Below are 26237 nucleotides of genomic sequence, written 5' to 3'. Positions count from 1 at the left end.
TGTGGGCGCTGAGGTGCCTGGGTCCGTTGCCGTCGGCCCTACAGTGAGCGCGTGCTGTTGCCGGTCAATGCCACCCTCGGGGTCGTCCTCGCCGTCCTCCTGGTCGCCGCCGTGACCGTCGCCGCACTGGCGCACCTCGGCCATGCCCGCGCCATTGCGGTCGCCGGACTACGGGCGGCGGCGCAACTCGCCGCGGTCTCCTACCTCATCGGCTGGGTGGTGCGCGCACTTCCGTGGCTGCTGTGCTTCCTGGTGCTGATGTTTGCGGTCGCGGTACGGACCGCGGGCCGGCGGATCACCCAGAACCGCACCTGGTGGTGGGCCGCCGTGCCGATCGCCACCGGGGTGGTCCCGGTTGTCGGGGTGCTGTTGGCGACCGGTCTGGTGCCGCCGCGGGGCCTCAGCCTCATCCCCGTCACCGGCATCCTCATCGGCGGCGCGCTGACCGCCACCGTATTGGGCGGGCGGCGGGCGCTGGACGAGCTGGAGACCCGGCGCGGCGAGTTCGAGGCGGGGCTCGCGCTGGGGCTGCTGGACCGGGACGCGCGGATGGAGGTCGCCCGCCCCGCCGCGTCGGACGCGCTGCTGCCGGGGCTCGACCAGACCCGGACCGTGGGGCTGGTCACACTTCCGGGGGCGTTCGTCGGCATGCTGCTGGGCGGCGCCTCGCCCGTACAGGCGGGCGCGGTGCAGCTGTTCGTGCTCGTCGCCCTGCTGGCGGTGCAGGCGGCGGCCTGTGCGGTGGTGCTGGAGCTGGTCGCGCGTGGGCTGCTGCACCGCGTACCCTTGAGGACAGCAGAAGGGGAGTAGCTCTCCGCCGGACCGTCGACATACTGCCCGCCCTCGTGGTGGGCCGGCGCCCGGAGCGCGATGTGGATACCGCGAGCGGATACGACGAGCGGATACGCAACGCGCCAGCGAGACCTTCGGCCGCAGTGTTCGACGCTGCCGTGCCGAAGCGACCCCTTTCCGGGCCCCTTTTGGCGCGGCCCAACCGATCGAGGTATTCCACCCCGTGTTCAGCCTGACCGTCGCCGCCGTCGTCTTCGGCGTCATTTTTCTCGCCGAACTGCCCGACAAGACCGCCCTCGCCGGACTGATGCTCGGCACCCGTTACCGCGCCTCGTACGTCTTCGCCGGGGTCGCCGCCGCCTTCCTGCTGCACGTCGCGCTCGCGATCGCGGCGGGCAGCGTGCTCACCCTGCTCCCGCACCGCGTCGTCCAGGGCGTGGTCGGGGTGCTCTTCCTGGTGGGCGCGGCGGTGTTGCTGTTCAAGAAGGACGACGACGAGGAAGAGGTGACCAAGCCCGCCGACCAGAGTTTCTGGAAGGTCTCCGGGGCGGGCTTCATGATGATCCTGGTGGCCGAGTTCGGCGATCTCACCCAGATCATGACCGCCAACCTCGCGGCCCGTTACGACGATCCGCTGTCGGTCGGCGTGGGGGCGGTGCTGGGCCTGTGGGCGGTGGCCGGCCTGGGCATCCTCGGCGGCCGCACGCTCATGAAGCACGTCCCGCTCAGGCTCATCACCAAGATCGCGGCGGGCGTGATGGCCCTCTTGGCGGCGTTCAGCTTGTACGAGGCGCTGACGGCGGGCTGAGGTTCTTTCCCCGCCGCCCACCCCCCTTCGGGGGGTGGGCGGGTGAGGAGGGGCCGAGGGCGGGCCGAGCGCGGGTCGAGGGCGGCTGACGAGGGGCGACCTCCGTCTGATCCCCGGGGGAGGACGGGTGAGAGGGGTGACCGCCGTCTGTCCCCTGTCCCCGGAGGAGGAAGCGTGAGGAGGGGGTGACCGCCGTCTGTTCCCGGGTGAGGAGAGGTGAGGAGGAGCGACCGCCGCCTGAGCCGGGGGACGGGCGAGGACCGAGGACCGAGGACCGCCGTCTGAAGTCGGGGGCGGGCGGGGTAAGGAGGAGCGGCCTCCGCTTGAAATCGGGCCCTCAGGCCTCGATGTGGACCGCGATGTGGCCGTCTGTAAGGGCCTCGATGCGGATCTGGGTGAGGTCGCGGACGTGGGCGGTGGGGGCGTACGCCGCGGCGCGGGCGCCGACGCCGACCACTCGCATACCGGCCGAGCGGCCCGCCTCTATGCCCGCCTCGGAGTCCTCGAAGACCAGGCAGTCCTCCGGGGCGAAGCCCAGTTCCGCGGCGCCCTTGAGGAAGCCCTCCGGGTCCGGCTTGCTGGCGCTCACGTTCTCCGCCGTGATCCGTATGGCGGGCATCGGCAGCCCGGCCGCCGCCATCCGCGCGTCGGAGAGCGGGACGTCCGCGGAGGTCACCAGGGCGTGCGGCAGGTCCGCGAGGGCGGCCAGGAAGGCGGGCGCGCCGGGGACCGGCACCACGCCGTCCATGTCGGCGGTCTCCTGCTCCAACATCCGGCGGTTGTCCGCCAGGTGGAGTTCCATCGGGCGGTCGGGGAGCAGCGCGGCCATCGTGGCCCATCCCTGGCGGCCGTGGACGACCGCGAGGACCTCGTCGGCGTCCAGCCCCTGCTCGGCCGCCCAGCGGCGCCAGCAGCGCTCCACGACGGCCTCGGAGTTCACGAGCGTGCTGTCCATGTCGAGCAGCAGGGCGCGGGCGGTGAGCGTGGTGGTTGCCGTCATCGGCGGGGGCTCCTGGGCGCTACGGCTGGCTCGGCCGGCGCGGAACCGTACGAGCGCAGGGAGGACAAGCGGCTCCGCCCGCCGGTCAGGGAGTGCGGGCGGAACCACTTTGTTTTGCCACGATACAAAACCGGAGCCGGGTGCGACAACCGGGGGTGGGCTGCGAGGTGGCCCGGCCGGGCCACTGGGCTCCTACGGCTCCCGGGTGCGGGCCTCCAGGGATTGCCGGGTTCGCGGGCCGTAGACGCCGTCCGGGTCGCCCGTTACGCCGTAGGTCCGCTGGTAGCGCGAGACGGCGTTCCGTACGTCCGCGTCGTACCGGCCGTCCTCGGCGCCCAGATAGAGGGCCAGCTGGCGCAGCCGCCCCTGGAGCTCGGTCACCTCCGGGCCGCTGGAACCCTCGCGCAGCACGATCGGCCCGGTGGGAGCGGCGCTCGGATCGTCGCCACCGGGGGCGTCGGTGACGCTGCCGGAGGCCCTGGTGGGCGGGGGTGGGGGCGGCACGGCCGTACGGGAGAGCTTCACGGTGGCCTTGGGGGTGCCGATGCCCGTGGCGCTCGGGGAGGGCGAGCGGTCGGGGGACGGGGGAGAGGGGATGCCGTGCCGGGTGGGCGAGGGGTCCGGGTCCTCGCTGGTGGGGAAGGCGGCGGTGGGGGAGGTGGTGCCGCGGTCGGGTGGGGCGGCGCGGTCCTGTTTGCTGGCCGAGAGCGCATCGGTGCTGATCAGGGCCGCGGTGGCGGCCACCGCCGCGCCGGCCGCGACCAGTGCGGCGGGCAGCGCGCGCCGGCGCTGGGGTGGACGAGAGGGGGATGGGTGAACGGCACCGGGTGGTGGGGGATCGGGTGGTGGGGGATCGGGTGGGAGGGGAGCCGCCGGGGCGGCGGGGACTGGGTCGGGGCCGGGGTCGGGGAACGGTTCCTCGGGGGTCGAGTGGTACGTCCTCGAACTCGGTCCGGCGAGGCGACGTGCCCGGCGCACCAAGGGCTCCGAGGGCATCCAAGGCCCCAAGGGCTCCGCGGCGGAGGCGGAGTCTGTGGTCCCTGTGGTCCCTGGGTTTGCTGGGGTTGGTGGGCCGGGGAGGGGCGGCGCGTCGTTCGCTATGTGGGCGGCGGCGTTGATCCCGGGTAAGTCCTCCAGTGCGTCCGCCGTCCCATTGGTCAGCGGGCCCGCCCCGTAGTCGGTCTCCGTCCCCTTGACCGAGGGGTGCCCCGTCAGTGAGACGTACGGGCGTATGTGCAGCGGATCGAAGTCGTCCGAAGCGGCCGCCGCACACAGGCACGTGGGCCGGCCGTTGCTCCGTACGGGTGCCAAGCAGTGCGGGCAGGTCCGTAATGCCGTCACGAGTGCGCTCCTCCCTGGAGGCCCGAACAGGCAGCGATTATCCAGACGCCGTCCCGGCCCGCGCAGGTGCTCGCGGACATCCGCCCGGCATACCCGAGGTGTCCGCCGTCCGACGGGAGCCGCCGATCATCGCTCGGCGGGCCATATCGGTCGGAACCACCCACCATGGAACGCGATGGACGACGTCTGCAAGGAGGTCCGCAGACGTCCGCAAGGACGTCCGCAAGGACGTCTGGAAGCCCGGAACGCGGGCACCCGGTTCCAAACCGGGCACCGGTTCCAAGCCGGACACCCGGCCCCCAAGCCGGGCACCCACTCCCGACCGCCTCGGACCCCGACCTCGACCCCACCCCGGACCCTGACCCCGACCCCACCCCCGACCCTGACCCCGATCCCCATCCCGCTTCCCGACACCCGCCGCCTCCCCCCCGCACCAAAGGAGACGCACATGGCGCCCGACATCAGCGCTCCTGCCGTCCCGGGTGAGCGCCGGTCGCAGCGGACGGTTCTCGTCGCGATCGGCGCGCTGCTGCTCGGCCTGCTCATCGCGGCGCTCGACCAGACCATCGTCGCCACCGCGCTGCCCACGATCGTCAGCGAACTCGGCGGACTGGACCACCTCTCCTGGGTGGTCACCGCCTACCTGCTGGCCTCTACGGCCGCGACGCCCCTATGGGGCAAGCTCGGTGACCAATACGGACGCAAGAGGCTGTTCCAGACCGCCATCGTGATCTTCCTGATCGGTTCGGTGCTGTGTGGCATCGCGCAGAACATGGGCCAGCTGATCGCGTTCCGGGCCGTCCAGGGCCTGGGCGGTGGCGGTCTGATCGTGCTGTCGATGGCGATCGTCGGGGACATCGTGCCGCCCCGTGAACGCGGTAAGTACCAAGGGCTGTTCGGTGCGGTCTTCGGCGGTACGAGCGTCCTCGGACCGCTGCTCGGCGGGCTGTTCGTGGACCACCTCAGCTGGCGCTGGGTGTTCTACGTCAACGTGCCGATCGGCATCGTCGCGCTCGCCGTGATCGCCGCCGTCCTGCACATCCCGCGTCACCGCACCCCGCACCGGATCGACTACCTGGGCACCGTCACCATCGCCGCGGTCGCCGTCTGCTTCGTGCTGATGACCTCGCTCGGCGGCGTCAGCTACCCGTGGGGCTCATGGCAGATCATCGGCTTCGGCGTACTGGGCGTCGTGTTGCTGGTGGCCTTCGTCCTCATCGAGCGCCGGGCCGCCGAACCCGTCATCCCGCTGCGCCTGTTCCGGCTGCGCACCTTCTCGCTCACCGCCGTCATCGGCTTCGTCATCGGCTTCGCGATGTTCGGCTCGATGACGTTCCTACCGACGTTCCTACAGGTCGTCCAGGGTGTGTCGCCGACGCTGTCCGGTGTGCACATGCTGCCGATGGTGTTCGGCATGCTGCTCTCGTCCACCGCCTCCGGCCAGATCGTCAGCCGCACCGGCCACTACAAGGTCTTCCCGATCGCCGGCACCGCCGTGGTGATGCTCGGACTGCTGCTTCTGCACCGGCTCGAACCGTCCAGCGGCGTCGCCGAGATGAGCGGCTACTTCTTCGTCTTCGGCTTCGGACTCGGCCTGGTCATGCAGGTGCTGGTGCTCATCGTGCAGAACGCCGTCGCCTACCAGGACCTCGGCGTCGCCACGTCCGGCGCCACGTTCTTCCGCTCCATCGGGGCCTCGTTCGGCGTCTCCCTCTTCGGTACGGTCTTCGCCAACAAGCTCGGGCCCCGGATCGCGGCCGTACTGGCCGGGCAGCAACTGCCGCCCGGCGTCGACCCGTCGAAGATCGCCCAGGACCCGCGGACCGTCGCCCGGCTGCCGGCCCGGCAGGCGGCCGGTGTCCTCCAGGCCTACGCCAACTCGATCACCGACGTCTTCCTCTACGCCGTGCCGGTCGTCTTCGTGGCGTTCGTACTGGCCTGGTTCCTCAAGGAGGAGCCGCTGCGCAGCAGCGTGACGGCCCCGGACACCAGCGAGGTGCTGTCGTCCAACCCCGTGGAGCGGTCGTCCCGCGAGGAGTGCGCCCGTGCGCTGTCCAAACTCGGCAGCATGGAAGGGCGCAAGCACATCTACGAGAAGATCACCGAGCGGGCCGGCCTCGACCTCAAACCTGCCGCCAGCTGGCTGCTCCTGCGGATCCACCGCTATGGATCGGTCGAACCGGGGCTGCTCGCGGAACGCAGCACCGTCCCGCTCGGCGTGCTCGCCGAGAGCGTCCGCCAGGTCGAGGAGCGTGGACTGGCCACCCGTGACGGGCTGTTGATGCTGCTGACCGACCGGGGGCGGGAGGTCACCGAGCGGCTGTCGGCGGCCCGCCAGGAGTCGCTGGCCGAGATGCTGGGGGACTGGTGGACCAAGGACCGGCCCACCGACCTCACCGAGCTCGTACGGGAGTTGACGGCGGAGCTGTGCGGCTCGGACGCGGAGGAGCCGTACGTCGGCCACGCCCGGCAGCCGATGCCGCGCCCCGCCACCTCCCCCCGGCCACCACAGCCCCCGAACCTCACACGGTGAGTCGCCGGGCGCGGGGAGATGCCGCCAGGGGCAGGGAGATGCCGTCAGGGGGCAAGGGGCAAGGGGCAGGGGTCAGGAGCAGGAGCAGGGGTCGGCGGACGGATCGTCGTCGCCACCGTCGGTGAGGCGCTTCTCGAAGAAGATCTCGGCGTAGATGTCGTCGTGGTACGGAGCGATCTCGACGAAACCGTGCCGCCGGTAGAGCGCGATGGCCTCCGTCAGATCCAGCCGGGTGTCCAGCCGGATCCGTTCCGCGCCCAGCCGGGCCGCGGCCGTCTCGGCGGCCGTCAGCAGCCGGCCACCGGCACCCAGGCCGCGCAGCGCGGGCCGGACGAACATCTGCTTGAGCTCGGCCGTGCGCGGGTCCAGCAGCCGTACGCCGACGCAGCCCGCCGTCTCACCGCCGCGGCGGGCCACCAACAGCACGCCGTGCGGCGGCGCGAGATCGGCGACGGGATACTCCGCCACTCCTTCGTCGATCTCCCGCGGCGTCGAGAGACGGTCCTCATGCAGCGTGAAGTACCGGTCCGCCACTTCCGTGTAGTACTCCCGCAGCAGCATCCGTGCATCCGGCGACTCAACCGGCTCGACGGAGAGGGTCCATGGCGTGCGGAGCGTGGCGGCGTCACTCATGGCCGCCCATGTTGCGGCCGGGACGGCCCCGGCCGCAACGGAATTGATGCCGGGCCGACGACGGCGGCGCGGGGCCGGCAGGGACAGGCGGAGGGGAGCAGAGGGGGCAGAGGGGGATGCGCACGGCACGCCGCCCAGCAACCCGTACGTGGCCTTCGAGAGAAGACTCGCGTGGCCTTCACGGCAGGACTCGAGCCGGTTGAAGGCGAATCTCGAACCGGTTGAATGCGAACCGGCCCCGCGATCAAGTTGCAGGCCCGGTATGTCCGAGAGACCGTCGTAGGAGCGTATATCTGTCCGTTTGCGGCAGGGGGGAAGGGCGGACAAGGCACCACAGGAGCAGGGAGGCGCCATGAGCAGTGAGCAGCCCCAGGATCCTCAGGACCGATCTCCCCAGCAGCAGTACCCGCAGTACCCGCAGGGCCAGCAGTACCCGCAAGGCCAGCAATACCCGCAGGGCCAGCAGTACCCGCAGGGTCAGCCGGGCCAGTTTTCTCAGTATCCGCAATACCAGCCCCAGCCACAGCCCAGCACGAACGGTAAGGCTGTGGCGTCGATGGTTACCGGGATCGCGTCGCTCGTCATTCCCTTCATCGGAATCATCACGGGGCCGCTGGCAATCGTCCTGGGCACCAGAGCGCGCAGCGAGGTGCAGCGCACCAGGGAAAAAGGCGATGGCTTGGCCATCACCGGGCTGGTGACCGGCATCATCGGCTGCGTCGGCTACGCGATCTTCTTGATCCTCATCATCATCGGCGCAGCGACCGGATCATCCGGATGACGGGGCCCAGGGACATCGACGGGACCCAGAAACTCCTCTGCCGCTAGGGGGCCTTCGGCGCGGCCTGTTGCACCACCTCGAAGGACCACACGGTGGATCCACTGGCAGCGGGCTTCGGCCGGTCGCTGCCGCCCTGGTGCGCCGCCTTCATGGGCCCTTCCATCCACGCCTGGAACGACTCTTCGTCCCGCCACCGCGTGTAGACCAGGTAGTCGTCGGTGCCTTCGACCGGGCGGAGGAGCTCGAACCACTCGAAGCCGTCCGAGCTCTCCACCGCGTGGGCGCGGGAAGCGAAGCGCTTCTCAAGGGTTTCCCGCTGTTCGGCGGGGACGGTCAGAACGTTGATCTTCACGATGCTCATGCCCCCATCGTGCCGTACGGGACTGACAAGGGGGCGTAAGGGGCGACGGTCGGGGGTTCGTTCAGGGGGTTCGTTCAGTTGGTGGCGGGGTCGTTCAGCTGGTGGTGGGGGTTGAGCGGCGGCGTCTGCGGGCGGCGACTCCCAGGGCCAGTGCTGCCGCTCCTGCCTGGAGGAGCAACAGCGTCCCGCCGACCGTCACGATCCAGGCCGGGACACCGGCCACCTTCAGCAGTGCGTACTCGTACCTGACCCGCCGGTACGGGGTGTCGTGGGCGGTGCGGCGCAGTTCGTGGTCGCCGGTGATGCGGTCGGGTTGCGGGAAGCTCTGGTCGATGGCGGTGAGGAAGGTGGGCCGGGGGCCGGCGAGGTCGCGGAGCGGGCCCTCGGGGTGGATGCGGCCCGCGAAGAAGACCTCGGGGCGCGACCCGCCGATCGTGCTGCGCGGCTCCATCTGGTGCGGCGCGAGGACGTAGAGACCCAGGGACTGCGGGGTCGTCGCCAACGCGGAGAGCCGCATCGGGTAGACGAGTTGGTCGCTGGCGAAGGACAGGCGCAGGGGGTCGAGGGTGCCGGAGAGCGTGCGGTGCCGTTCGGCGGGTGCCAGGCGGATCGCCACGTACTCCCAGTGCTGGGCCACGTACGGGCGGAGGGCGCTCGCCAGGGGGGCGGGGAGGTGGAAACCGTGCGTTTTCAGCCAGCTGCGCAGGGCGCGGGGGTCGGTGGCGGTCAGCCGGGCGACGTCGAACGGGCCCAGCCGCTCGCGGCCCACGACCCCGACACCGGGGGCGCCCGCCGACGGCGGCGGGGCCTCGGCGGCGTCCCCGTTGGACCCGAAGGGCCAGTCGCCACCGTGCGGCCAGAAGTAGTGGCGCTGTGCGACGGCCGGTTCGGTCAGCGTGCCGAGCCGGTCGAAGACCGCCGGGTCGCCCAGTTTCACCGTGGCCCGGTGCGGTACGGGCATGATCCACGCGGCGTCGGGGGCGGTGCCGTTGACCTGCAGACTCATCACGATCTGCTCGGTGGTCCCGTCCCAGCGGACGACCGAGGTCTCCCGGCCCACCGCCATGGTGGTCTTCGGGTCGTGCACCATCGCCCCGCAACCACAGGCGTACGCGGGCCGGGCCAGGGACACCAGCTGGACGGCCAGCAGCATCAGGACCACCAGCAGCGCCTGCCGGTGCGCCCGCCGCCGTCCGCCGTCCCGCGCCGCCGCGGCCCGTCGCGCCCGTGGCCGGACCGTCGCCAGCGCCATCTCGCCCCCCGCCCTCTTCCTGTCTGTCGACGCAGACGGTGGGGAGGGGGTGGCTGGTTCCCGTCGGTCCTCGACGGTCGTCCCCGGTACCCGCTGGTTTCCCGCATGGCGCGTTACGCCCCGCGGCATCCCGGGCCGCCGCGAAGCTGGCCGACTTCATGGGCTGACCGACGCGGAGGGACTGACGCGAAGGGCCCGGCCGGAGGTCTCCGGCCGGGCCCGTTCAGTACCCCTGCGATCAGTTCGCCGCGATCAGTTCGCCGCGGTCGCCGCGCCCGCGGTCGCCGCGCGGCGGGCCGCTTGGACGACCTCCTGCGCCTCGGCGCCGGTCTCGACGGCCGGCGGGGAGCCGGGCAGCGGCTGGCGGGCGCTCTCCGACATCCGCCAGACGGCGATCCCGCCGATCACGGCCGCCGCCATCATGTAGTAGGCGGGCATCATCTTGTTGCCGGTCGCGCCGATCAGGGCGGTGACCACCAGCGGCGTGGTGCCGCCGAAGAGCGACACCGAGATGTTGAAGCCGATCGACAGCGAGCCGTAGCGGACCTTGGTCGGGAACAGCGCGGGCAGCGTGGCCGGCATCGTCGAGGTGAAGGTGACCAGCAGCAGCCCCAGCGCGGCCATGCCCAGCGCGATGGCGAGCAGCGACCCCTGGCGGATCAGCAGCAGCGCGGGCACCGACAGCACCAGGAAGCCGGCGCAGCCCGCGGCGATGACCGGGCGGCGGCCGAAGCGGTCGGAGAGCCGGCCCGCGAACGGCTGGACGCCCATCATCAGCACCATCACCCCGAGCACGACCAGCAGACCGTGCGTCTCGTCGTACTTCAGCTCCGAGGTCAGATAGCTCGGCATGTACGACAGCAGCATGTAGTCGGTGACGTTGAAGACCAGCACCAGCCCGACGCACAGCAGCATCGACCGCCACTGGCCGAAGACCATCTCGCGGACGCCGATCCGCTTCTCGGCCTCGCGGCGCGCCTTCTCCTTCGTCCGCGCCTCCTTCTCCAACTGGGCGAAGGCCGGGGTCTCTTCGAGCCGCATCCGCAGGTAGAGGCCGATGATGCCCATCGGGCCGGCGATCAGGAACGGGATCCGCCAGCCCCAGGAGGTGAGGTCCTCGGTGGACAGCAGGGCCGTCATCAGCGTGACCAGGCCGGCGCCGCCGACGTAACCGGCCAGCGTGCCGAACTCCAGCCAGCTGCCCAGGAATCCGCGCTTCTTGTCGGGCGCGTACTCGGCGATGAAGGTCGAGGCGCCGCCGTATTCGCCACCGGTGGAGAAGCCCTGCACCAGGCGGGCGACGAGCAGCAGGATGGGTGCGCCGACGCCGATGGTGGCGTACGACGGGATCAGGCCGATGGCGAAGGTGCCCACCGCCATCATGATCATGGTGATCGCCAGCACCTTCTGGCGGCCGATGCGGTCACCGAGCGGCCCGAAGACCATGCCGCCGATCGGACGCACCAGGAATGCCGCCGCGAACGCGCCGAACGTCGACAGCAACTGCGCGGTCGGATTCCCGGACGGGAAGAAGACGTGCCCGAGAGTGACCGCGATGTAGCTGTAGACGCCGAAGTCGAACCACTCCATCGCATTGCCCAGCGCGGCCGCCGACACCGCCCGCTTGACCATCGTGGGGTCGACGACGGTCACCTTGGGTGAGGACCGCTGCGGTGCTGCTGCCTGCCGGTCCTGGCGCGGACCGGATGCGGCATCGGCACGACTGCCGACGGGGGGACGGGGGCCGGGTGCGACGGGGGACTGCGTCGGCACGTGTTCGCTCGCCTGCGCTCTCTGGGACGACTACAGGAACCGCCCGCCACCGGGGTGGCGGGACATGGCCCGCCATGGCAGCGACGGGCAGGCCCGCCGTCGAGCGGCGGGCAAAGGTCGACCATAGGGGCAGAACGGTTCATCACGGACAGTGCGCGGATGACCGCGCAGGCGGTCGTATACCCGCTCCTTGCAGGGGAAACTCCGTTTTGCCGAGCAATGTGCGGGACTTTGGTCTGTGATCCATCTCGCGGGGATTGCCTGCAACCATCCGCCGGGATGTGACATGGACCACCCGAAGGATCCCGGTACGTACCGCCGTCGCGCCCACGCGAAACGGCGCGGCGGCACACACAGCACCGCCGCGCCGAAACGGGATCGTCGCGTCCCCTCAAGGATCGGCCATACCGCGCCGCCCCGCCACTCGGGAGCCCGGGCCGCCCGGTCACGGCATCCACGCCTCGTACGACATCACCTGTCCCGCCTTCACCTTGAAGTCCGGCTGGTCCGTGGTGAAGGTCGCTTCCAGACCCAGCAGTTCGCCGGTCCGCGGATCGAGGATCACCATGTGCCGCAGGCCCGTCCCGTCGTACACATAGGCCTCACCGCGCCGCCCCAGCCGGTCGGTGACCGAACCGGCCGGACGCAGGCCGCCGGCATCCGCCAGCATCCGTACGACGGCGGCCGTTTCGCGCGGCCCCGGGGTCCACTCGCCGCGGAACGAGGAGAGCGCCTGTAGGAGTGCGGAGGCCGTACGGGTGCCGCCCGCCCCGCCGTACAGCCACCCCAGCTGCTCGCGCAGCTTCGCCGGGTCCGTCGGTGGCCGTGTACGGGAGGCCAGGCCGCCGTGTTGGGCCTCGGAGCCCGCCGGGTAGGTCTGGCGGTGCAGGACCTTGCCGTCGCTGACGGTCCGCCAGTGGCCGTCGTCGTCATGGATGACCGGACGGCCCGGGTGCCGGGGGTCGGTGGCCACGACCAGTTCGGAGCCGCTGCCGTCCGCTTTCCACCGGGTGATGCGTTCCTCGGGCACGGTAACGGGCGGCGCCGCGTCCGGGCCCTCCTGCATGCTCAGGTACCAGCTCTGCACATGGCTGCCCCGGTGCGGCCCGTCCCCCGGTGCCGCCGCGCGGGCCCTGGCCTCCGCCCTGCGGGCCAGTTCGGCCAGCGGGACCGGCCGGGTGTCGGCGTGCGGCACGAGCGGCCGGGGCGCCGCGGCGGCGGGGCTGCTGCCGGCGTCGGAGAGCAGGAAGCAGACCACCGTCACCAGCGCGAGCAGCGCCGCCTCCGCGCGCAGCATCAGCCGGCGCCCGGCCCGGCGGGTGCGCGTGTGGTGCAGCAGCCGGGTGAGACCCGCTTCGGCGCGGGCGTCCAGCGGGCGGTCCCGCCAGCGGCCCGCGCCGGCCGGTGCGGGATCGGCCGCCCGCAGCAGCTCCAGTTCGTCACCCATTGCGGCCCCCATTGCCGTCGTTTCCTGCCCGTGCGGACACGGTCGTCCGCGTACGGTCGATCTCCGCGCGCAGGCGGCGGCGCGCGCGGTGCAGCCGCATGGCGGCCGCGCCGTTGCCGCACCCGAGGGTCACCGCCAGCTCCTCGATGGTCAGTTCCTCCCAGGCGGTCAGCCGCAGCACCTCCTGGTCGGCGGGCGAGAGCCGGGCCAGCGCCTCGTGCACCCATGAGCCGGGCGGCTCGGCGTCCGGACTCTCCACGGTCTGCCGCTGGTGCGCCGCCTCGTGGTTGCCGAGACGGTTCAGCAGCCGCCGGTAGCGGCTCAGCCCACGCACCGTATTGGCCAGGCAGTTGCGGGCCACTCCGTAGAGCCAGGGCAGCGGGGACTCGGGGAGCTCGCTGCGGCGCCGCCAGGCTACGGAGAAGACCTCCGCCACCACTTCCTCGACCTCATGGGCCTGCCCGTCCAGCCGTCGCGCCACGTAGCGGCTGACCGCCCAGTAGTGCGCGCGATAGGCCTCGGCGAAGGCGTCGTCCGTGCTCATGAACCGTTGGTGTCCGGCATGCCCCCGATCCTCACACCCGCACCGAGTGACACATCCCACCCCGTCGGCCAAGGGCCACGCACCCGTTGGCGGTGAAGGCGGCGGCGGTCCCGGACACCAACGGGGCATGAAGCTCCCCCTGAAGTGGCTGACGACCACTGACCACAAGACGATCGGCACGCTCTATCTGGTCACCGCCTTCGCGTTCTTCTGCGTCGGCGGTCTGCTGGCGCTGTTCATGCGCGCCGAACTGGCCCGGCCGGGCCACCAGATCATGTCGAACGAGCAGTTCAACCAGGCATTCACGATGCACGGCACGATCATGCTGCTGATGTTCGCGACACCGCTGTTCGCCGGTTTCGCGAACTGGCTCATGCCGCTGCAGATCGGTGCCCCCGATGTCGCCTTTCCCCGGCTGAACATGTTCGCGTACTGGCTCTATCTCTTCGGCTCACTCATCGCGGTGGGCGGATTCCTGACCCCGCAAGGGGCGGCGGACTTCGGCTGGTTCGCCTATGCACCGCTCTCGGACGCGACCCACAGCCCGGGAATCGGCGGCGATATGTGGATCATGGGTCTGGCCTTCTCCGGTTTCGGCACGATTCTGGGGGCGGTCAACTTCATCACGACCATCCTCTGCATGCGGGCGCCCGGCATGACGATGTTCCGGATGCCGATCTTCACCTGGAACGTGCTGCTGACCGGTGTGCTGGTCCTGTTGGCCTTCCCGGTGCTGGCGGCGGCGCTGTTCGCGCTGGAGGTGGACCGTAAATTCGGTGCGCATGTCTTCGACGCCGCGAACGGCGGGGCGTTCCTCTGGCAGCACCTCTTCTGGTTCTTCGGACACCCCGAGGTCTACATCATCGCGCTGCCGTTCTTCGGCATCATTTCCGAGGTCATTCCGGTGTTCTCCCGGAAGCCGATGTTCGGTTACATCGGTCTGATCGCGGCGACGGTTTCGATCGCCGGTCTTTCGGTCACGGTGTGGGCGCACCACATGTACGTCACGGGTGGTGTGCTGCTGCCGTTCTTCTCCTTCATGACGTTCCTGATCGCCGTGCCGACCGGGGTGAAGTTCTTCAACTGGATCGGCACGATGTGGAAGGGCTCACTGTCCTTCGAGACGCCGATGCTCTGGGCGGTCGGCTTCCTGATCACCTTTGTCTTCGGTGGTCTGACCGGTGTCATCCTGGCCTCGCCGCCGATGGACTTCCACATCTCCGACACCTACTTCGTCGTGGCGCACTTCCACTACGTCGTCTTCGGAACGGTCGTCTTCGCGATGTTCTCCGGCTTCCACTTCTGGTGGCCGAAGTTCACCGGCAAGATGCTCGACGAGCGGCTCGGCAAGATCACCTTCTGGACGCTGTTCATCGGCTTCCACGGCACCTTCCTCGTCCAGCACTGGCTCGGCGCGGAAGGCATGTTGCGCCGTATCCCGGACTATCTGGCGGCCGACGGCTTCACCGCGCTGAACACCGTCTCCAGCATCTTCTCCTTCCTCCTCGGCCTGTCGATCCTGCCGTTCCTCTACAACGTCTGGAAGACCGCGAAATACGGCAAGAAGGTCGAGGTCGACGACCCGTGGGGATACGGCCGTTCGCTGGAATGGGCCACCTCCTGCCCGCCGCCGCGGCACAACTTCCGGTCGCTGCCCCGTATCCGTTCCGAATCCCCGGCATTCGATCTGCACCACCCGGAGATCGCCCGGGAACTCACGGATACAAGGGATTCCGACGACCGGTCCGGTACCGGAATCGAGGCCCGGGCATGAGCGAGCGCATCCGCACCGGTGAGGAAAGGACCTGGGACCGCGAACGGGATCTGGACCGGTCCGTCAACGAAATCGAGGGCTTTCTGCTCTGGGAGGCGGAGAAGGACCGCGCCCGCACCCGTGCGGAGGCCTTCTGTGCGGGCCTGCCCTGGCTCACCGACACCCAGCGGCAGGAAGTGGCGGTCCGTTATTGCCAGGACCAGCACGAGACCTCGCGGGCCTATCTGGAACGCATTGCGGTCCGCAGCGCGAGTCTGCGGACCGAATACGAGGGTGTTTACCGGGTTCTCAGGCGACGGCTGGTCACCGCGTGCGTGAGTGCCCTGACCGTGGTGGTGGCCCTGGTGACGGTGGCGGCCGCCGCCCTCACCCGGTGACGGTGATCTGGGACGCCGGGTCGGTGGTGTCGCGCACCTGATAGGTGGCGTTGAACGTCGAACTGGTCGCACTGGTCGGGCAGCCGAACCCGCCCACCACCTTCACCGGCACCGACGCGTTGGTGAAGACCAGGGTGGACGGTGCCCCGTTGGTCCAGGTGCCGTTGACGGTGGCCGCCGAGGTGGGCGCCGCGGTCACCGTGCAGGACGCCAGACCGCTGGTCCTGAGCACGAACCCGCCCGAGGGGATGGTCAGTCCGGCGGTCACCGGTGTCCCGTTCTGCATGGCCACGCCCCAGGTGCCGGTCGTGCTGACGGTCGCGCTCACCCCGGGCATGCTCGTCGTACAGGAGCCGTACGTGGCCGGGGTGGTCGAACTGCTCACCGGCCCGCCGTCGTTGTGGTTGCCGGGCGCCGCCGGGACCTGGCCGCTGGAGGTCGAGGTCGTACAGGTCACGGTCACCGAGCCGGCGGTGAAGGTGGCCTTGCCGCTGAGGGTGGCGGTGAAGGCGTGACCGGCGGGGCTGACGGTCGTGGCGGCGGCGGTGGTCCCGGCCGGCTGTGCCATCGCCGGACCGGTCACCCCCGCCGACAGGCCGAGCGCCGCGGCGCTCCCGGTGGCGGCGACGAGTAAGGCCCGTGCGCGGGACGTGCGGGGCCGGCTGGATCTCGGGTGCGGGGTGAGGTGAGTACGCATCATGGTGGGTTCCTTCCAGAGGGGGGCCGGAGCGGCCGGAGGGTGGTTCCAGGAGGCGTGTTACGGAGCGGGAGGTGGGGGCGCCGTCGCCTCGCTCGGCTGCCAGGCGAAGATCATCGAGCCGCCGAGGATCCCGATGACCGTGCCGATCAGGAAGCCGCCCAGGTTGGACATCACCAGCGCGGCCGCCGCGCACAGGACGGTGAGCACCCCGGCGAGCCCCCGGTAGTGGGGCGCGAACCACGCGGAGAGTCCCATCAGGATCATCACCAGTCCCATCAGGACGGACGGGATGCCGGCGATGCCCTGTTGCAGCATGATCTTCAGGGGTGCCAGAGGGATGGCGCAGATCTCGGCGCCGGCGACGACGGCCACCAGACCGCCCCAGAAGGGCCGTCCCGTCCGCCAGCGCCGCCAGGTCAGAAGCATTCCTTCGTGCCCTTGGAGATCTTCATCCGCAGGCCGGACAGCTTGAAGGTGCCGGCATTGGTCGCCCAGGCGGTCTGCCGGAGCTTGCTGATGCTGACGTCGTCGGCCTGCTGGGCGAAGAGGTCCTGCATGCCCTGGGCGCTGGCCGGGCCCTTGTCCAGCGTGGAGGCGTCCCGGCCGATCTCGATGCCGTGGAAGGACGCGTTGCCGGAGAGCTGGGTGGCGTCCACGAACAGATTGCTGGCCTCGACGGGTGTGCTGCCCGTACCGGCACTGAGGTTGAGTGAGATGTCACCGATGACGGGCAGGTGGGTGACCACCGACTGGCAGAGGTGGTGCAGTCGTGCCGACGTGATGGCGGTGACCGCGACCGGCAGGAGATCCCCCCTGGCGTTCGCGTCCACGCTGCCGTATTGGGCGAATCCCTCGCCCGTGAGGCTGTCGGCGGACACCTTGAACTGCTGTCCCGATACGGCGAACGACGCCGCCAGCGCCCCGTTGGCCAGGGCGATGCCCAGGGCCGCGGTGCCGGCGAGGGCCGGAACGGCCAGCACGGCGAACTTCCGCCAGCTGGTGCGTCCCGTGACAGGTCTGCCGTGAGCGTCCTTCATGGTGTGGGTCCCCTTCGGAGAGCGGTGGAGCGCGCTGTCGCGACATGTGGGGGGAGGGGCGGTGCGTGGAGGTGCGGTGCGTGGAGGTGCGCAGGGGAACCGGGCGCGGCGCGTGAGGGGGGAAGGCCGAGTTACCCGCGGTTACTTACTGGCGAGTTCGAATGTAGGTCTGCCCCTGACGGCTGGCAAGGTTGAGCGGCAAACCGTTTTCGGACATATCGCGGCGCCCGGCGGTCCCTGCCGACCACCGGGCGCCGCACGTCACACGTCGCAAGCCACAAGCCACAAGCCACAAACGCGATCCACGAACCACCCACCACAAGCCGTAAGCCGCGAGCGGCACGGCTCAGCGTCTCAGCCGTACTGCACCCGGAGTTCCTTCACGCCGTTGAGCCAGGCCGAGCGCAGCCGCCGTGGAGCGCCCGTCAGCGAGATGTCCGGCATGGCGTCCGCGATGGCCTGGAAGATCAGGTTGATCTCCAGTACGGCCAGCGACTTGCCGAGGCAGAAGTGCGGTCCGCCGCCCCCGAAGCCCAGATGGGGATTGGGGTCACGGGTGATGTCGAAGGCCTCGGGGCGGTCGAAGACCTCGGGGTCGTTGTTGGCGGACGAGTAGAAGATCCCGACCCGCTGGCCCTTCTTGATCCGGGCGCCGCCCAGTTCGGTGTCCTGGGTGGCGGTGCGCTGGAAGGACACCACCGGGGTGGCCCAGCGCACGATCTCCTCGGCCGCGGTGGCGGGGCGTTCGCGTTTGTAGAGCTCCCACTGCTCGGGGTGGGTGAGGAAGGCGTGCATGCCGTGGGTGATGGCGTTGCGGGTGGTCTCGTTGCCGGCCACCGCCAGCAGCAGTACGAAGAAGCCGAACTCGTCGGAGCCGAGGTTCCCTTCGTCCTCCGCCGCCACCAGCTGGCTGACGATGTCCTGGGCCGGGCATTCCTTGCGCGCCGCGGCGAGGTTCATCGCGTACGAGATCAGCTCCATGGCCGCGTTGGAGCCGACCTCTTCGGTGATGGCCAGTTCCGGATCGTCGTAGGCGACCATCTTGTTGGACCAGTCGAAGATCCGGGCCCGGTCGTCCTGGGGGATGCCGATGAGTTCGGCGATGGCCTGGAGGGGCAGCTCGCAGGCGACGTCGGTGACGAAGTCCCCCGAGCCGTTCGCCCGGGCCCCGGCGACGATCCGGGTGGCCCGTTGGCGCAACGCGTCCTCCAGTGCCCGTATGGAACGCGGGGTGAATCCGCGCTGCACGATCTGGCGGACCCGCGTGTGCTCGGGCGGGTCCATGTTGAGCATGATCAGCTTCTGGACGTCGATCTGCTCCCGGGTCATCGAGGCGTTGAACCGGATGATCGAGGTGTTGAGGTTCGCGGAGAAGACGTCCGGTTTGGTGGAGACCTCCTTGACGTCCTGATGGCGGGTGACGACCCAGTAGCCGTCGTCGTCGAAGCCGGCGATGCCGTGCGACTGGGCGTTCCACCACACGGGCGCGGTCCGCCGCAGCTGCGCGAACTCCGGGAGCGGGACGCGGGACCGGTAGACGTCGGGATCGGTGAAGTCGAACCCCTCGGGCAGCGCTGGACATGGCATGGGCGACTCCTGGTCCATGGGCCATCGTGTTTCTGACGGAGCATCAGGTACGGGGTCGCGGTGAAGGTAATAACGAGTTCTACAAGTGGCAAGGGTCTCGGCGATTCCCGTTACGGACAAGGGTGTTGCATGCCCCTTGCGCCCCGGCTGGCGGCTCACGAGACTGTTCGCAGAACTAGAACGCGTACTAGTTCTTGTTCCGTGGGTTCCGGGACGCCCGCGGACGCGAGGAGAGGACGAGTCAGTCATGGCCGCGGAACCCGTCATCGTCGAAGCAGTACGCACCCCGATCGGCAAGCGCCAGGGCGCGCTCGCCAACCTCCACCCCGCCTATCTCCTGGGCGAGACCTACCGCGAACTGCTCGCCCGTACGGGCATCCAGCCCGACTGCGTGGAACAGATCGTCGGCGGCACCGTGACCCACGCCGGCGAACAGTCGATGAACCCGGCCCGCAACGCCTGGCTGACCATGGGCCTGCCCTACGAGACCGCCGCGACCACCGTGGACTGCCAGTGCGGCTCGTCCCAGCAGGCCAACCACATGGTCGCCAACATGATCGCCGGCGGGGTGATCGACGTCGGCATCGGCTGCGGTGTCGAGGCGATGTCCCGGGTACCGCTCGGCAGCGGCTCCAAGCACGGTCCCGGCAAGCCCTGGCCCGACGAGTGGAACGTCGATCTGCCCAACCAGTTCGAGGCGGCCGAACGCATCGCCCGCCACCGGGGGCTCACCCGCGAGAACGTCGACTCCCTCGGACTGATCTCCCAGGAACGCGCGGCCACCGCCTGGGCCGAGGAACGCTTCAAACGCGAGACGTTCGCCGTCCAGGTCCCCACCACCGAGGACGAACAGGCCGCCGGCCAGGGCATGTGGCGGCTGGTCGACCACGACGAGGGCCTGCGCGACACCAGCATGGAGGCGCTGGCCCGCCTCAAGCCCGTCATGCCGACCGCCGTCCACACGGCCGGCAACTCCTCACAGATCTCCGACGGCGCCGCCGCGATCATGTGGGCCTCCAAGCGGATGGCCCGCGCCCTCAAGCTCAGGCCGCGGGCCCGCATCGTCGCCCAGGCCCTGGTCGGCTCCGACCCGCACTTCCACCTCGACGGCCCGATCGACGCCACCCGCGCGGTGCTCGGCAAGGCCGGGATGTCCCTCAAGGACATCGACCTGGTCGAGATCAACGAGGCCTTCGCCTCCGTCGTGCTCTCCTGGGCCCAGGTCTTCGACCAGGACCTGGCGAAGGTCAATGTGAACGGCGGCGCCATCGCACTCGGTCACCCCGTCGGCGCCACCGGCGCCCGGCTCCTCACCACCGCCCTGCACGAACTGGAACGCGCGGACAAGGAGTTCGCGCTGATCACCATGTGCGCGGGCGGAGCGCTGGCGACCGCGACGATCATCCAGCGGCTGTAGGGCGCTTCTCCTCGAAGGAGACCGGGACGTCGAAGGCGGCGCGGCGGGTGGCGCGGCGCAGCGCCTTCAGGACCGTCCCGCCCAGCGTGCAGGTGAGGACCACGGTGACCAGGGCGCGCGGGAGGTCCCAGCCGAGGGAGGTGGCGAGGCAGTAGGCGACGTAGCGGGCGAGGTTCTGGTCCAGCGGATCGCCGGGCACGAAGGAGACGCCCGAGGCCATGCCCGCGATGTACGGCCAGCCCTGGAGGTTCATGACCAGGCCGTACAGGACCGCGGAAACGGCACCGTAGGCGGCGAGCAGCGCCAACTCACGGCGGCCGCGCAGCCGGTCGGCCCCCGGCAGCAGCCCCGCGCCCATCGACACCCAGCCCATCGACAGCATCTGGAACGGCATCCAGGGGCCGACCCCGCCGGTCAGCAGCGCCGAGGCGAACATCGACACGGAACCCAGCACGAAACCGAAGCCGGGCCCGAGCACCCGGCCCGACAGCACCATCAGGAAGAACATCGGCTCGACCCCGGCCGTCCCGGCGCCCAGCGGACGCAGCGCGGCCCCGGCCGCCGCCAGCACGCCGAGCATGGCGATCGCCTTCGCGTCCAGACCGGCGGACCGCCCAGCGGTGGCCGGGGTGTCGCCGATGGTCGCCAGAACCACGGCGAGCAGCATCGGCAGCAGCGCGGCGAACAGCCACGGCGCGTCCTGGGAATGGGCGAGCCCGGACGCCGAGCCGGCCAGCAGCGGCCAGCCGAACGCCGCCACGCCGATGGCCGACACCAGGACCAGCGCGGCGATGGAGCGGGGCCCGAGCCGCACCGCCCGGGCCTGGCGGCCGGCCGTCATACGGCGCCCTCCAGGGCACCGGCCACCTGGGGCACGGTCAGCCAGGGCAGCGGCGCGAGCACCTTGGCGACCTGTGGGGCGAACGAGGGCGACGAGACGACCACCTCGTCGGTGGGCCCGTCGGCGACCACCTCACCGTCCGCGAGGATCACCACCCGGTGCGCCAACTCGGCGGCGAGCTCCACGTCATGGGTGGCCAGGACGATGGCGTGCCCCTCGGCCGCGAGACCGCGCAACACCTCGATCAGCCGGGCCTTGGCGGCGTAATCCAGACCGCGGGTGGGCTCGTCGAGCAACAGCAGCGGAGGCCGGGCGGTCAGCACCACCGCGAGCGCGAGGGCCAGCCGCTGGCCCTCCGACAGATCACGCGGGTGCACGGAATCCGGCACCCCGGGCAGCAACCGCCCGACCAGCTCCCGGCACCTGCCCGCGGGCGCGGACGCGTCCCGGTCGGCCGCCGCGCACTCCGCGGCGACGGTGTCCGCGCAGAGGAGGTCACGGGGTTCCTGAGGGACCAGACCGACCTGCCGCAGCAGCTCCCGCGGACCGGTGCGGTGCGGCACCAGCCCGCCCACGCGCACCGCGCCGGACGACGGCTGGTGCATCCCGACGAGCGTGGACAACAGCGTGGACTTCCCCGCGCCGTTGCGCCCCATCAGGGCCACGGTCTCACCGCGCCGGACGGACAGGTCCACCCGGTGCAGCGCCTCGGTCCGCCCCCGGCGCACGCCGAGACCGGTGACCTCCGCGACCGGCGCGGCCTCCCGCTCCTCCGTGGCGTCGACCGGCCGCGGTGGCGTGACGGCCGCCAGCCGCGTCCGTAGGGGAGCGGCCTTGCGGCGGGCGTCCCGTACGGAGAGCGGGAGCGGGGACCAGCCGGCGAGCCGGCCCAGGCCCACCACCGGCGGATGGACCGGGGAGACCGCCATGACGTCGGCCGGCGGGCCCATGACCGGCGGCGCACCGGGAGCGGGAAGCAGGATGACCTGGTCGGCGTACTGGATGACCCGTTCCAGCCGGTGTTCGGCGAGCAGGACCGTGGTCCCGAGGTCGTGGACCAGACGCTGGAGGACGGAGAGCACCTCTTCGGCGGCGGCCGGGTCCAGGGCCGAGGTGGGCTCGTCCAGGACCAGCACCTTGGGGTGGGTGGTGAGCACCGAACCGATCGCCACCCGCTGCATCTGGCCGCCCGAGAGGGTGGCCAGGGCCCGGTCCCGCAGCTCGGCCAGGCCCAGCAGATCGAGGGTCTCCTCGACCCGGCGGCGCATCACGTCCGGCGCGAGACCCAGCGACTCCATGCCGTAGGCGAGCTCGTCCTCGACGGTGTCGGTGACGAAATGCGCCAGCGGGTCCTGGCCCACCGTCCCGACCACATCGGCCAGTTCGCGCGGCTTGTGGGTGCGGGTGTCACGGCCGTCGACGGTGACCCGGCCGTGCAGCGTCCCCCCGGTGAAATGCGGTACCAGCCCGCAGACGGCGTTCAGCACCGTCGACTTGCCGACACCGGAGGGGCCGACCAGCAGGCACAGCTCACCCTCCGGGACGGTCAGGTCCACGTTCTGGACGGCCGGCGCGGCGGCGTCCCCGTAGGTGACCGAGACCTGCTCGAACCGGATCACTTGCTGGGCTCCTTCTGGGCGGTCCGGGCGGTCCGGGCGGTCCGGGCGGTCCTGGTGGTGTCCGTGGTGGTGACTGTGGTGGGCGGGGGCGGGGCCGGGGCCACGACGGCGGGGAGGAGGCCGACGAGGAGTGCGGCGGCGGGCCAGAGGGGCAGGACCGGGGCGGTGAGCGGATAGGCGGGCGGGTGGAGGGCGGCGGGGGCGTGGTCGCCGGCCCAGATCGTCAGGGCGGCGACGGCGATGCCCGAGCCGGCCACCAAACAGGCGCGCGGACCCCACGGTTCGGGGCGGTAACGGGTGCGCACGGAACGCCGGCCGCCCAGCCACAGCCCGGCCAGCGCCGCCGCCAGCCCGGCCAGGAGCAAGGGCAGCCCGTAGCCGGCGCCCGTGTCACCGAGCAGGCCGTAGGTGCCCGCGCAGACGCCGAGCAGCCCGCCGAGGGTGAGCGCGGAGGTGGTCCGCCGTACGGCACGCGGGACCCGGGCGCTACGGCCGTAACCGCGGGCGTCCATGGCCGCGGCCAGCGCCACCGAACGCTCCAACGCGCCCTCCAGCACCGGAACTCCGACCTGGAGCAGCGCCTTGAACCCCCGGTCGGGACGGCCGCGCAGCCGGCGGGCGGCCCGCAGCCGCTGGACGTCGGTGACCAGATTCGGGGCGAAGGTCATCGCGACAACTACGGCGACGCCCACCTCGTACAGCGCGCCGGGCAGCGACTTCAGCAACCGGGACGGGTTGGCCAGCGCGTTGGCGGCACCGACACAGATCAGCAGGGTGGCCAGCTTCAGCCCGTCGTAGAGGGCGAAGACCATGCCCTCCGTGGTGACCCGGCCACCGATCCGGACGCCCTTCGCCCAGTCCGGCAGCGGCACTTCGGGGAGCGTGACGAGCGTGTGGGTACCCGGGATCGGCGAGCCGAGGACGAACGCGAAGACCAGCCGGATACCGATCACCACCAGCCCCAGCTTCACGAACGCGCCGTACGACCGGGCCCACGGCGCGTCCGTGCGCCGCACCGCGACGACGTAACCGGCCACCCCCACCAGCAGCCCGAGCAGCAGCGGATTGGTGGTCCGGGAGGCCGCGGTGGCCAGTCCGAGCGCCCACAGCCACCATGCGCCGGCGTGCAGCGCGGTGGCCCGGGTCGCCTGCGGGGCGCTCATCCGCGCCGGCGGCGCGCCTGCCACCCGGCCGCCGCACCGAGGACGAGGACGGCCGCACCGCCGCCGAGCAGACCGGCGGACGGCCCGCTGTCGGAGTCATGAGACCCCTGAGCCTCATGAGCCTTGTCGGAGCTCTCCGTTCGGTCGGCGCCGGAGTCGGCGGAACCGGAACCGGAACCGGAGCCACCGGAACCGGAATCGGAACCGGAGCCGGCGCCTCGGTCCGAGTCCTTCACCTGGTCCGCGCAGCCCGACTTCGGGTAGCCGGCGATCCCGCACAGCAGCGCGTCGGAGGCGTAGCGCAGCGGCTTGGCGACCGCGGCCAGGGCCTCACCGGCCGAGGCGTCCTCGGACACCTGGGCGCAGGCGGTCCGCCCCTTCGGTGGCCGCTCGCCATCCGGGGCGTCCGCGGCGGTGCCGAAGTCGATGACGATGCCGATCCGCTTGCGGCCGTCCGCGGCGGGCGTCGTACCGCAGACGGCGTCGAAGTCCGCGGCCGTACGCGGCTTTCCGGCCGCGGCGGAATCGGCGCTGACGGCGAAGCGGAAGCCCTCGACCGCACCGTCGGCCGGCCGCAGGGTGGCCGGCCCCTCCGTCGCGTACGCCCACGAGCCGTCCTTGCCGCCGCCGTTCCAGAACGACCAGTAGCGGTACTCCTGCGCCTGGGCAGGGGCCGCGGCCAGACCCGTGAGGGCGCCGGCCAGACCGGTGAGGGCGCCGGCCAGCAGCGCCGCCTGGAGTGCCCGACGCATCAGAGGTCGTTCTTCGTGCGGTTCTTACGGCCGCTCAGCAGGAAGCCGATACCGGCACCGATGGCCAGACCGACCGCGACGACCCATACGACGCCGAGGCCCCCGCCCTTGCCCTCGTCGCTCTGCTCGTCCTTCCCGGACGTCTCGGCCTTCGTGGACACCGTGGCCGGCTTCGGGCCGGTGGCGTTGAGGGCGGACACCAGGTCGGTGCCGCCGAACGCACGCGGGTCCGTTCCCGTGGCGTGCGCGGCGAGCACCAACTGCGCGTAGGCGGCCGGACCGTTCTGCCGGGCCCAGCCGGCGGCGTTCTTCTCCAGCCACGCGAGCGGCCGCTGCGCGGCGGACCGGTGGCCACCGGCCGCCAGCGCCACCACGGCGTCGGCGGTGTTGCCGACGTCCGGCTGCTTCTCCGCACCCGGCATCGCGGACAGCAGATGCTGTCCGTTCTTGCCGAGCTGATCGACGAGGTAGGCGGCGCCGCCGTCCGCGGCCCGCGCCCGGTCGGCCGCCGCCCCCGCCTGCTTGCCCTTGCCGGCGCCGTCCTCCGCACCGCCCTTGCAGGTCAGCGACTTGACGGGAGCGTCGGCCGCACCGGCCTCAGGGCTGACGACGAAACCCTTGCCGAGCGCGCCGGTCGCGGCGGCCGCGGTGGCATCGGCGTTCGGCGCCGCGCCCTTGAGCTGGAAGGTGAACGCACCGCGTCCCTCCTCCTTGGTGTCACAGCCCAGTCGGAAGGTGAGCAGCCCGTCGTACGGGGTCTTGCCGCCCTTCTTCGACGTGACCGACTCCGGCTTCCGACCGGCCGCCGCCAGCGCGCCGATGACCACCGAGGTGGAGTTGGCGTCGCTGGGCGAACCGGACATCGAGCTCCAGCCGCCGTCGTCGTTCTGCACCGACTTCAGCCAGTCCACGGCCTTCGTCACGCTCTTGCCGTGCCCACCGAGCGCGGCCAGCGCCTGCACCGCGGCGGCCGTCTGATTGGTGTCCCGCATCGTCTTGGCGTCACACGCCTTGCCCGGGTCGGCCCGGAACGCGGTGTACGAGCCGTCCGCGCACTGCTGCCCCACCAGCCAGTCCACCGCCGCAGCCGCCGGCCGCACACCCACCGTGTGCTGCGCCAGCAGCGCGAGCGACTGCCGCCAGACGCCGTCGTACTGCGGGTCCTTGGTGCCGTACAGCCCGGCGGGCAGCTTCTGCGGGGACCCGGAAGGGGCGGCGGGCGCTGCGTCGGCGAACGCGGCGGGGGCAGCGGCCGCGCCCAGGACCGCCGCGGCCGCCAGCGCCGTGGCGGCGCGGCGCGCCAGGAAGGCGACGGGGTGCGTCGAAGGGGCCTGGTGAGCCATGGAAGCCATGGGGGCCATCGGGTCGGTGCCTCTCGGGTCGGGTCGCGGCGGTGCACGCAAGCCGCGCTCGGCCGACCACCCGCACACCGATCCTGTGGATCGGACGCGGGGGCACCGGGCTCGGCTCCGTATACCTCGACGGTGCCGCGCACCGGCCCTCCGCACGGTGGCGGTGCCGGTGGCGCGAGCCTGGCCGTGCCCCATCGGGTGCTCCGGCTCGGCCGGCCGGATGCCGCGCGAGGCGCGACCGGCCGTCCTCACGGATGGGGTGCCCCCGGGTTCGAGCGAAGCCGAGAGCTTGGGGGAGGGTCAGCGCCGGATTTCCACCGGCTTCCCCCGATCGGGTACGGATGACTTGTCCC

Annotated in this window: 23 protein-coding genes and 1 pseudogene; 7 read left to right on the top strand and 17 right to left on the bottom strand. The window is 71.3% G+C overall.

All coding sequences use genetic code 11. The features are described from left to right. Positions 1-51 precede the first annotated feature (51 nt). Together ACFV1J_RS08530 and ACFV1J_RS08525 are read left to right on the top strand one after the other, a co-directional pair. Positions 52-810: an ABC transporter permease gene (locus ACFV1J_RS08530; protein ID WP_385856525.1), complete on the top strand. Its 759-nt coding sequence runs from the start codon at positions 52-54 to the stop codon at positions 808-810. A 205-nt stretch (positions 811-1015) separates the two neighbouring features. Then, positions 1016-1600 (top strand): TMEM165/GDT1 family protein, encoded by a 585-nt coding sequence (locus tag ACFV1J_RS08525; RefSeq protein ID WP_385856524.1) that lies wholly within the window; start codon positions 1016-1018, stop codon positions 1598-1600. 337 nt (positions 1601-1937) lie between these two features. Here ACFV1J_RS08525 and ACFV1J_RS08520 read toward each other — a convergent pair whose 3' ends face one another. Both ACFV1J_RS08520 and ACFV1J_RS08515 read right to left on the bottom strand, forming a co-directional pair. Continuing rightward, complete coding sequence (locus ACFV1J_RS08520) at positions 1938-2600, bottom strand: HAD-IA family hydrolase (protein ID WP_385856523.1); 663 nt, start codon at positions 2598-2600, stop codon at positions 1938-1940. Between the two features lie 192 nt (positions 2601-2792). After that, positions 2793-3344, bottom strand: coding sequence for a peptidoglycan-binding protein (locus ACFV1J_RS08515; protein ID WP_385856522.1), 552 nt, complete (start codon positions 3342-3344; stop codon positions 2793-2795). A 1045-nt stretch (positions 3345-4389) separates the two neighbouring features. Here ACFV1J_RS08515 and ACFV1J_RS08510 point away from each other — a divergent pair. After that, positions 4390-6474: a DHA2 family efflux MFS transporter permease subunit gene (locus ACFV1J_RS08510; RefSeq protein ID WP_385856521.1), complete on the top strand. Its 2085-nt coding sequence runs from the start codon at positions 4390-4392 to the stop codon at positions 6472-6474. Positions 6475-6546: 72 nt separating this feature from the next. On the opposite strand, the gene ACFV1J_RS08505 is transcribed toward ACFV1J_RS08510, so the two are convergent. Then, positions 6547-7107, bottom strand: coding sequence for a GNAT family N-acetyltransferase (locus ACFV1J_RS08505; RefSeq protein WP_385856520.1), 561 nt, complete (start codon positions 7105-7107; stop codon positions 6547-6549). A gap of 352 nt (positions 7108-7459) precedes the next feature. Here ACFV1J_RS08505 and ACFV1J_RS08500 point away from each other — a divergent pair, with 352 nt between their 5' ends. Beyond that, entirely contained in the window at positions 7460-7888 is a 429-nt protein-coding gene (locus tag ACFV1J_RS08500) for a DUF4190 domain-containing protein (RefSeq protein WP_385856519.1), read from the top strand. A 43-nt stretch (positions 7889-7931) separates the two neighbouring features. On the opposite strand, the gene ACFV1J_RS08495 is transcribed toward ACFV1J_RS08500, so the two are convergent. The 5 genes from ACFV1J_RS08495 to ACFV1J_RS08475 form a co-directional block, all read right to left on the bottom strand. Further along, a complete protein-coding gene (locus tag ACFV1J_RS08495; protein ID WP_385856518.1) occupies positions 7932-8249 on the bottom strand; it encodes an antibiotic biosynthesis monooxygenase family protein in 318 nt (105 codons plus the stop codon). 94 nt (positions 8250-8343) lie between these two features. Further along, positions 8344-9501, bottom strand: coding sequence for a DUF2330 domain-containing protein (locus tag ACFV1J_RS08490; RefSeq protein WP_385856517.1), 1158 nt, complete (start codon positions 9499-9501; stop codon positions 8344-8346). A gap of 252 nt (positions 9502-9753) precedes the next feature. Continuing rightward, the gene (gene proP, locus ACFV1J_RS08485) at positions 9754-11274 is read right to left on the bottom strand and encodes a glycine betaine/L-proline transporter ProP (protein ID WP_385856516.1); all 1521 of its coding nucleotides are present in this window, start codon (positions 11272-11274) and stop codon (positions 9754-9756) included. A gap of 445 nt (positions 11275-11719) precedes the next feature. After that, the gene (locus ACFV1J_RS08480; protein WP_385856515.1) at positions 11720-12721 is read right to left on the bottom strand and encodes a CU044_5270 family protein; all 1002 of its coding nucleotides are present in this window, start codon (positions 12719-12721) and stop codon (positions 11720-11722) included. Next, on the bottom strand, positions 12714-13265 hold the full coding sequence (locus ACFV1J_RS08475; RefSeq protein WP_385856514.1) for an RNA polymerase sigma factor: 552 nt from the start codon (positions 13263-13265) through the stop codon (positions 12714-12716). The genes ACFV1J_RS08480 and ACFV1J_RS08475 overlap by 8 nt, the downstream gene beginning before the upstream one ends. Positions 13266-13404: 139 nt before the next feature. Here ACFV1J_RS08475 and ctaD point away from each other — a divergent pair. Both ctaD and ACFV1J_RS08465 read left to right on the top strand, forming a co-directional pair. Beyond that, a pseudogene (gene ctaD / locus ACFV1J_RS08470) lies at positions 13405-15039 on the top strand (cytochrome c oxidase subunit I); the annotation flags it as partial. After that, positions 15036-15416: a hypothetical protein gene (locus ACFV1J_RS08465; protein ID WP_385856513.1), complete on the top strand. Its 381-nt coding sequence runs from the start codon at positions 15036-15038 to the stop codon at positions 15414-15416. The pseudogene ctaD and the gene ACFV1J_RS08465, both read left to right, overlap by 4 nt. Here ACFV1J_RS08465 and ACFV1J_RS08460 read toward each other — a convergent pair. The 4 genes from ACFV1J_RS08460 to ACFV1J_RS08445 form a co-directional block, all read right to left on the bottom strand. Next, complete coding sequence (locus ACFV1J_RS08460) at positions 15406-16116, bottom strand: hypothetical protein (RefSeq protein ID WP_385856512.1); 711 nt, start codon at positions 16114-16116, stop codon at positions 15406-15408. The genes ACFV1J_RS08465 and ACFV1J_RS08460 overlap by 11 nt on opposite strands. Before the next feature lie 57 nt (positions 16117-16173). Further along, on the bottom strand, positions 16174-16542 hold the full coding sequence (locus tag ACFV1J_RS08455; RefSeq protein ID WP_385856511.1) for a DUF6114 domain-containing protein: 369 nt from the start codon (positions 16540-16542) through the stop codon (positions 16174-16176). After that, complete coding sequence (locus ACFV1J_RS08450) at positions 16533-17153, bottom strand: DUF6230 family protein (protein ID WP_385856510.1); 621 nt, start codon at positions 17151-17153, stop codon at positions 16533-16535. Before ACFV1J_RS08450 ends, ACFV1J_RS08455 begins: the two co-directional genes overlap by 10 nt. 354 nt (positions 17154-17507) lie before the next feature. Next, a complete protein-coding gene (locus ACFV1J_RS08445; protein WP_385856509.1) occupies positions 17508-18740 on the bottom strand; it encodes a cytochrome P450 in 1233 nt (410 codons plus the stop codon). A gap of 247 nt (positions 18741-18987) precedes the next feature. Here ACFV1J_RS08445 and ACFV1J_RS08440 point away from each other — a divergent pair, with 247 nt between their 5' ends. Continuing rightward, positions 18988-20157 (top strand): steroid 3-ketoacyl-CoA thiolase, encoded by a 1170-nt coding sequence (locus tag ACFV1J_RS08440; protein ID WP_385856508.1) that lies wholly within the window; start codon positions 18988-18990, stop codon positions 20155-20157. Here ACFV1J_RS08440 and ACFV1J_RS08435 read toward each other — a convergent pair. The 5 genes from ACFV1J_RS08435 to ACFV1J_RS08415 are packed head-to-tail and all read right to left on the bottom strand — an operon-like array spanning position 20141 to position 25893. Further along, on the bottom strand, positions 20141-20998 hold the full coding sequence (locus tag ACFV1J_RS08435) for an ECF transporter S component (RefSeq protein WP_385856507.1): 858 nt from the start codon (positions 20996-20998) through the stop codon (positions 20141-20143). The two genes, ACFV1J_RS08440 and ACFV1J_RS08435, sit on opposite strands and share 17 nt — an antisense overlap. After that, positions 20995-22617 (bottom strand): ABC transporter ATP-binding protein, encoded by a 1623-nt coding sequence (locus ACFV1J_RS08430; RefSeq protein ID WP_385856506.1) that lies wholly within the window; start codon positions 22615-22617, stop codon positions 20995-20997. The genes ACFV1J_RS08435 and ACFV1J_RS08430 overlap by 4 nt, the downstream gene beginning before the upstream one ends. Continuing rightward, entirely contained in the window at positions 22614-23780 is a 1167-nt protein-coding gene (locus ACFV1J_RS08425) for a CbiQ family ECF transporter T component (RefSeq protein WP_385856505.1), read from the bottom strand. The genes ACFV1J_RS08430 and ACFV1J_RS08425 overlap by 4 nt, the downstream gene beginning before the upstream one ends. Then, complete coding sequence (locus ACFV1J_RS08420) at positions 23777-24532, bottom strand: SCO2322 family protein (RefSeq protein WP_385856504.1); 756 nt, start codon at positions 24530-24532, stop codon at positions 23777-23779. Before ACFV1J_RS08420 ends, ACFV1J_RS08425 begins: the two co-directional genes overlap by 4 nt. Further along, the gene (locus ACFV1J_RS08415) at positions 24532-25893 is read right to left on the bottom strand and encodes a prenyltransferase/squalene oxidase repeat-containing protein (RefSeq protein ID WP_385856503.1); all 1362 of its coding nucleotides are present in this window, start codon (positions 25891-25893) and stop codon (positions 24532-24534) included. Before ACFV1J_RS08415 ends, ACFV1J_RS08420 begins: the two co-directional genes overlap by 1 nt. Positions 25894-26237 lie beyond the last annotated feature (344 nt).

This window comes from Streptomyces sp. NPDC059649 (assembly GCF_042734445.1).
Classification (GTDB): domain Bacteria; phylum Actinomycetota; class Actinomycetes; order Streptomycetales; family Streptomycetaceae; genus Streptomyces.
Note: the sequence above shows the minus strand (reverse complement) of the source record. Positions and strands in the feature narration are given on the sequence as shown.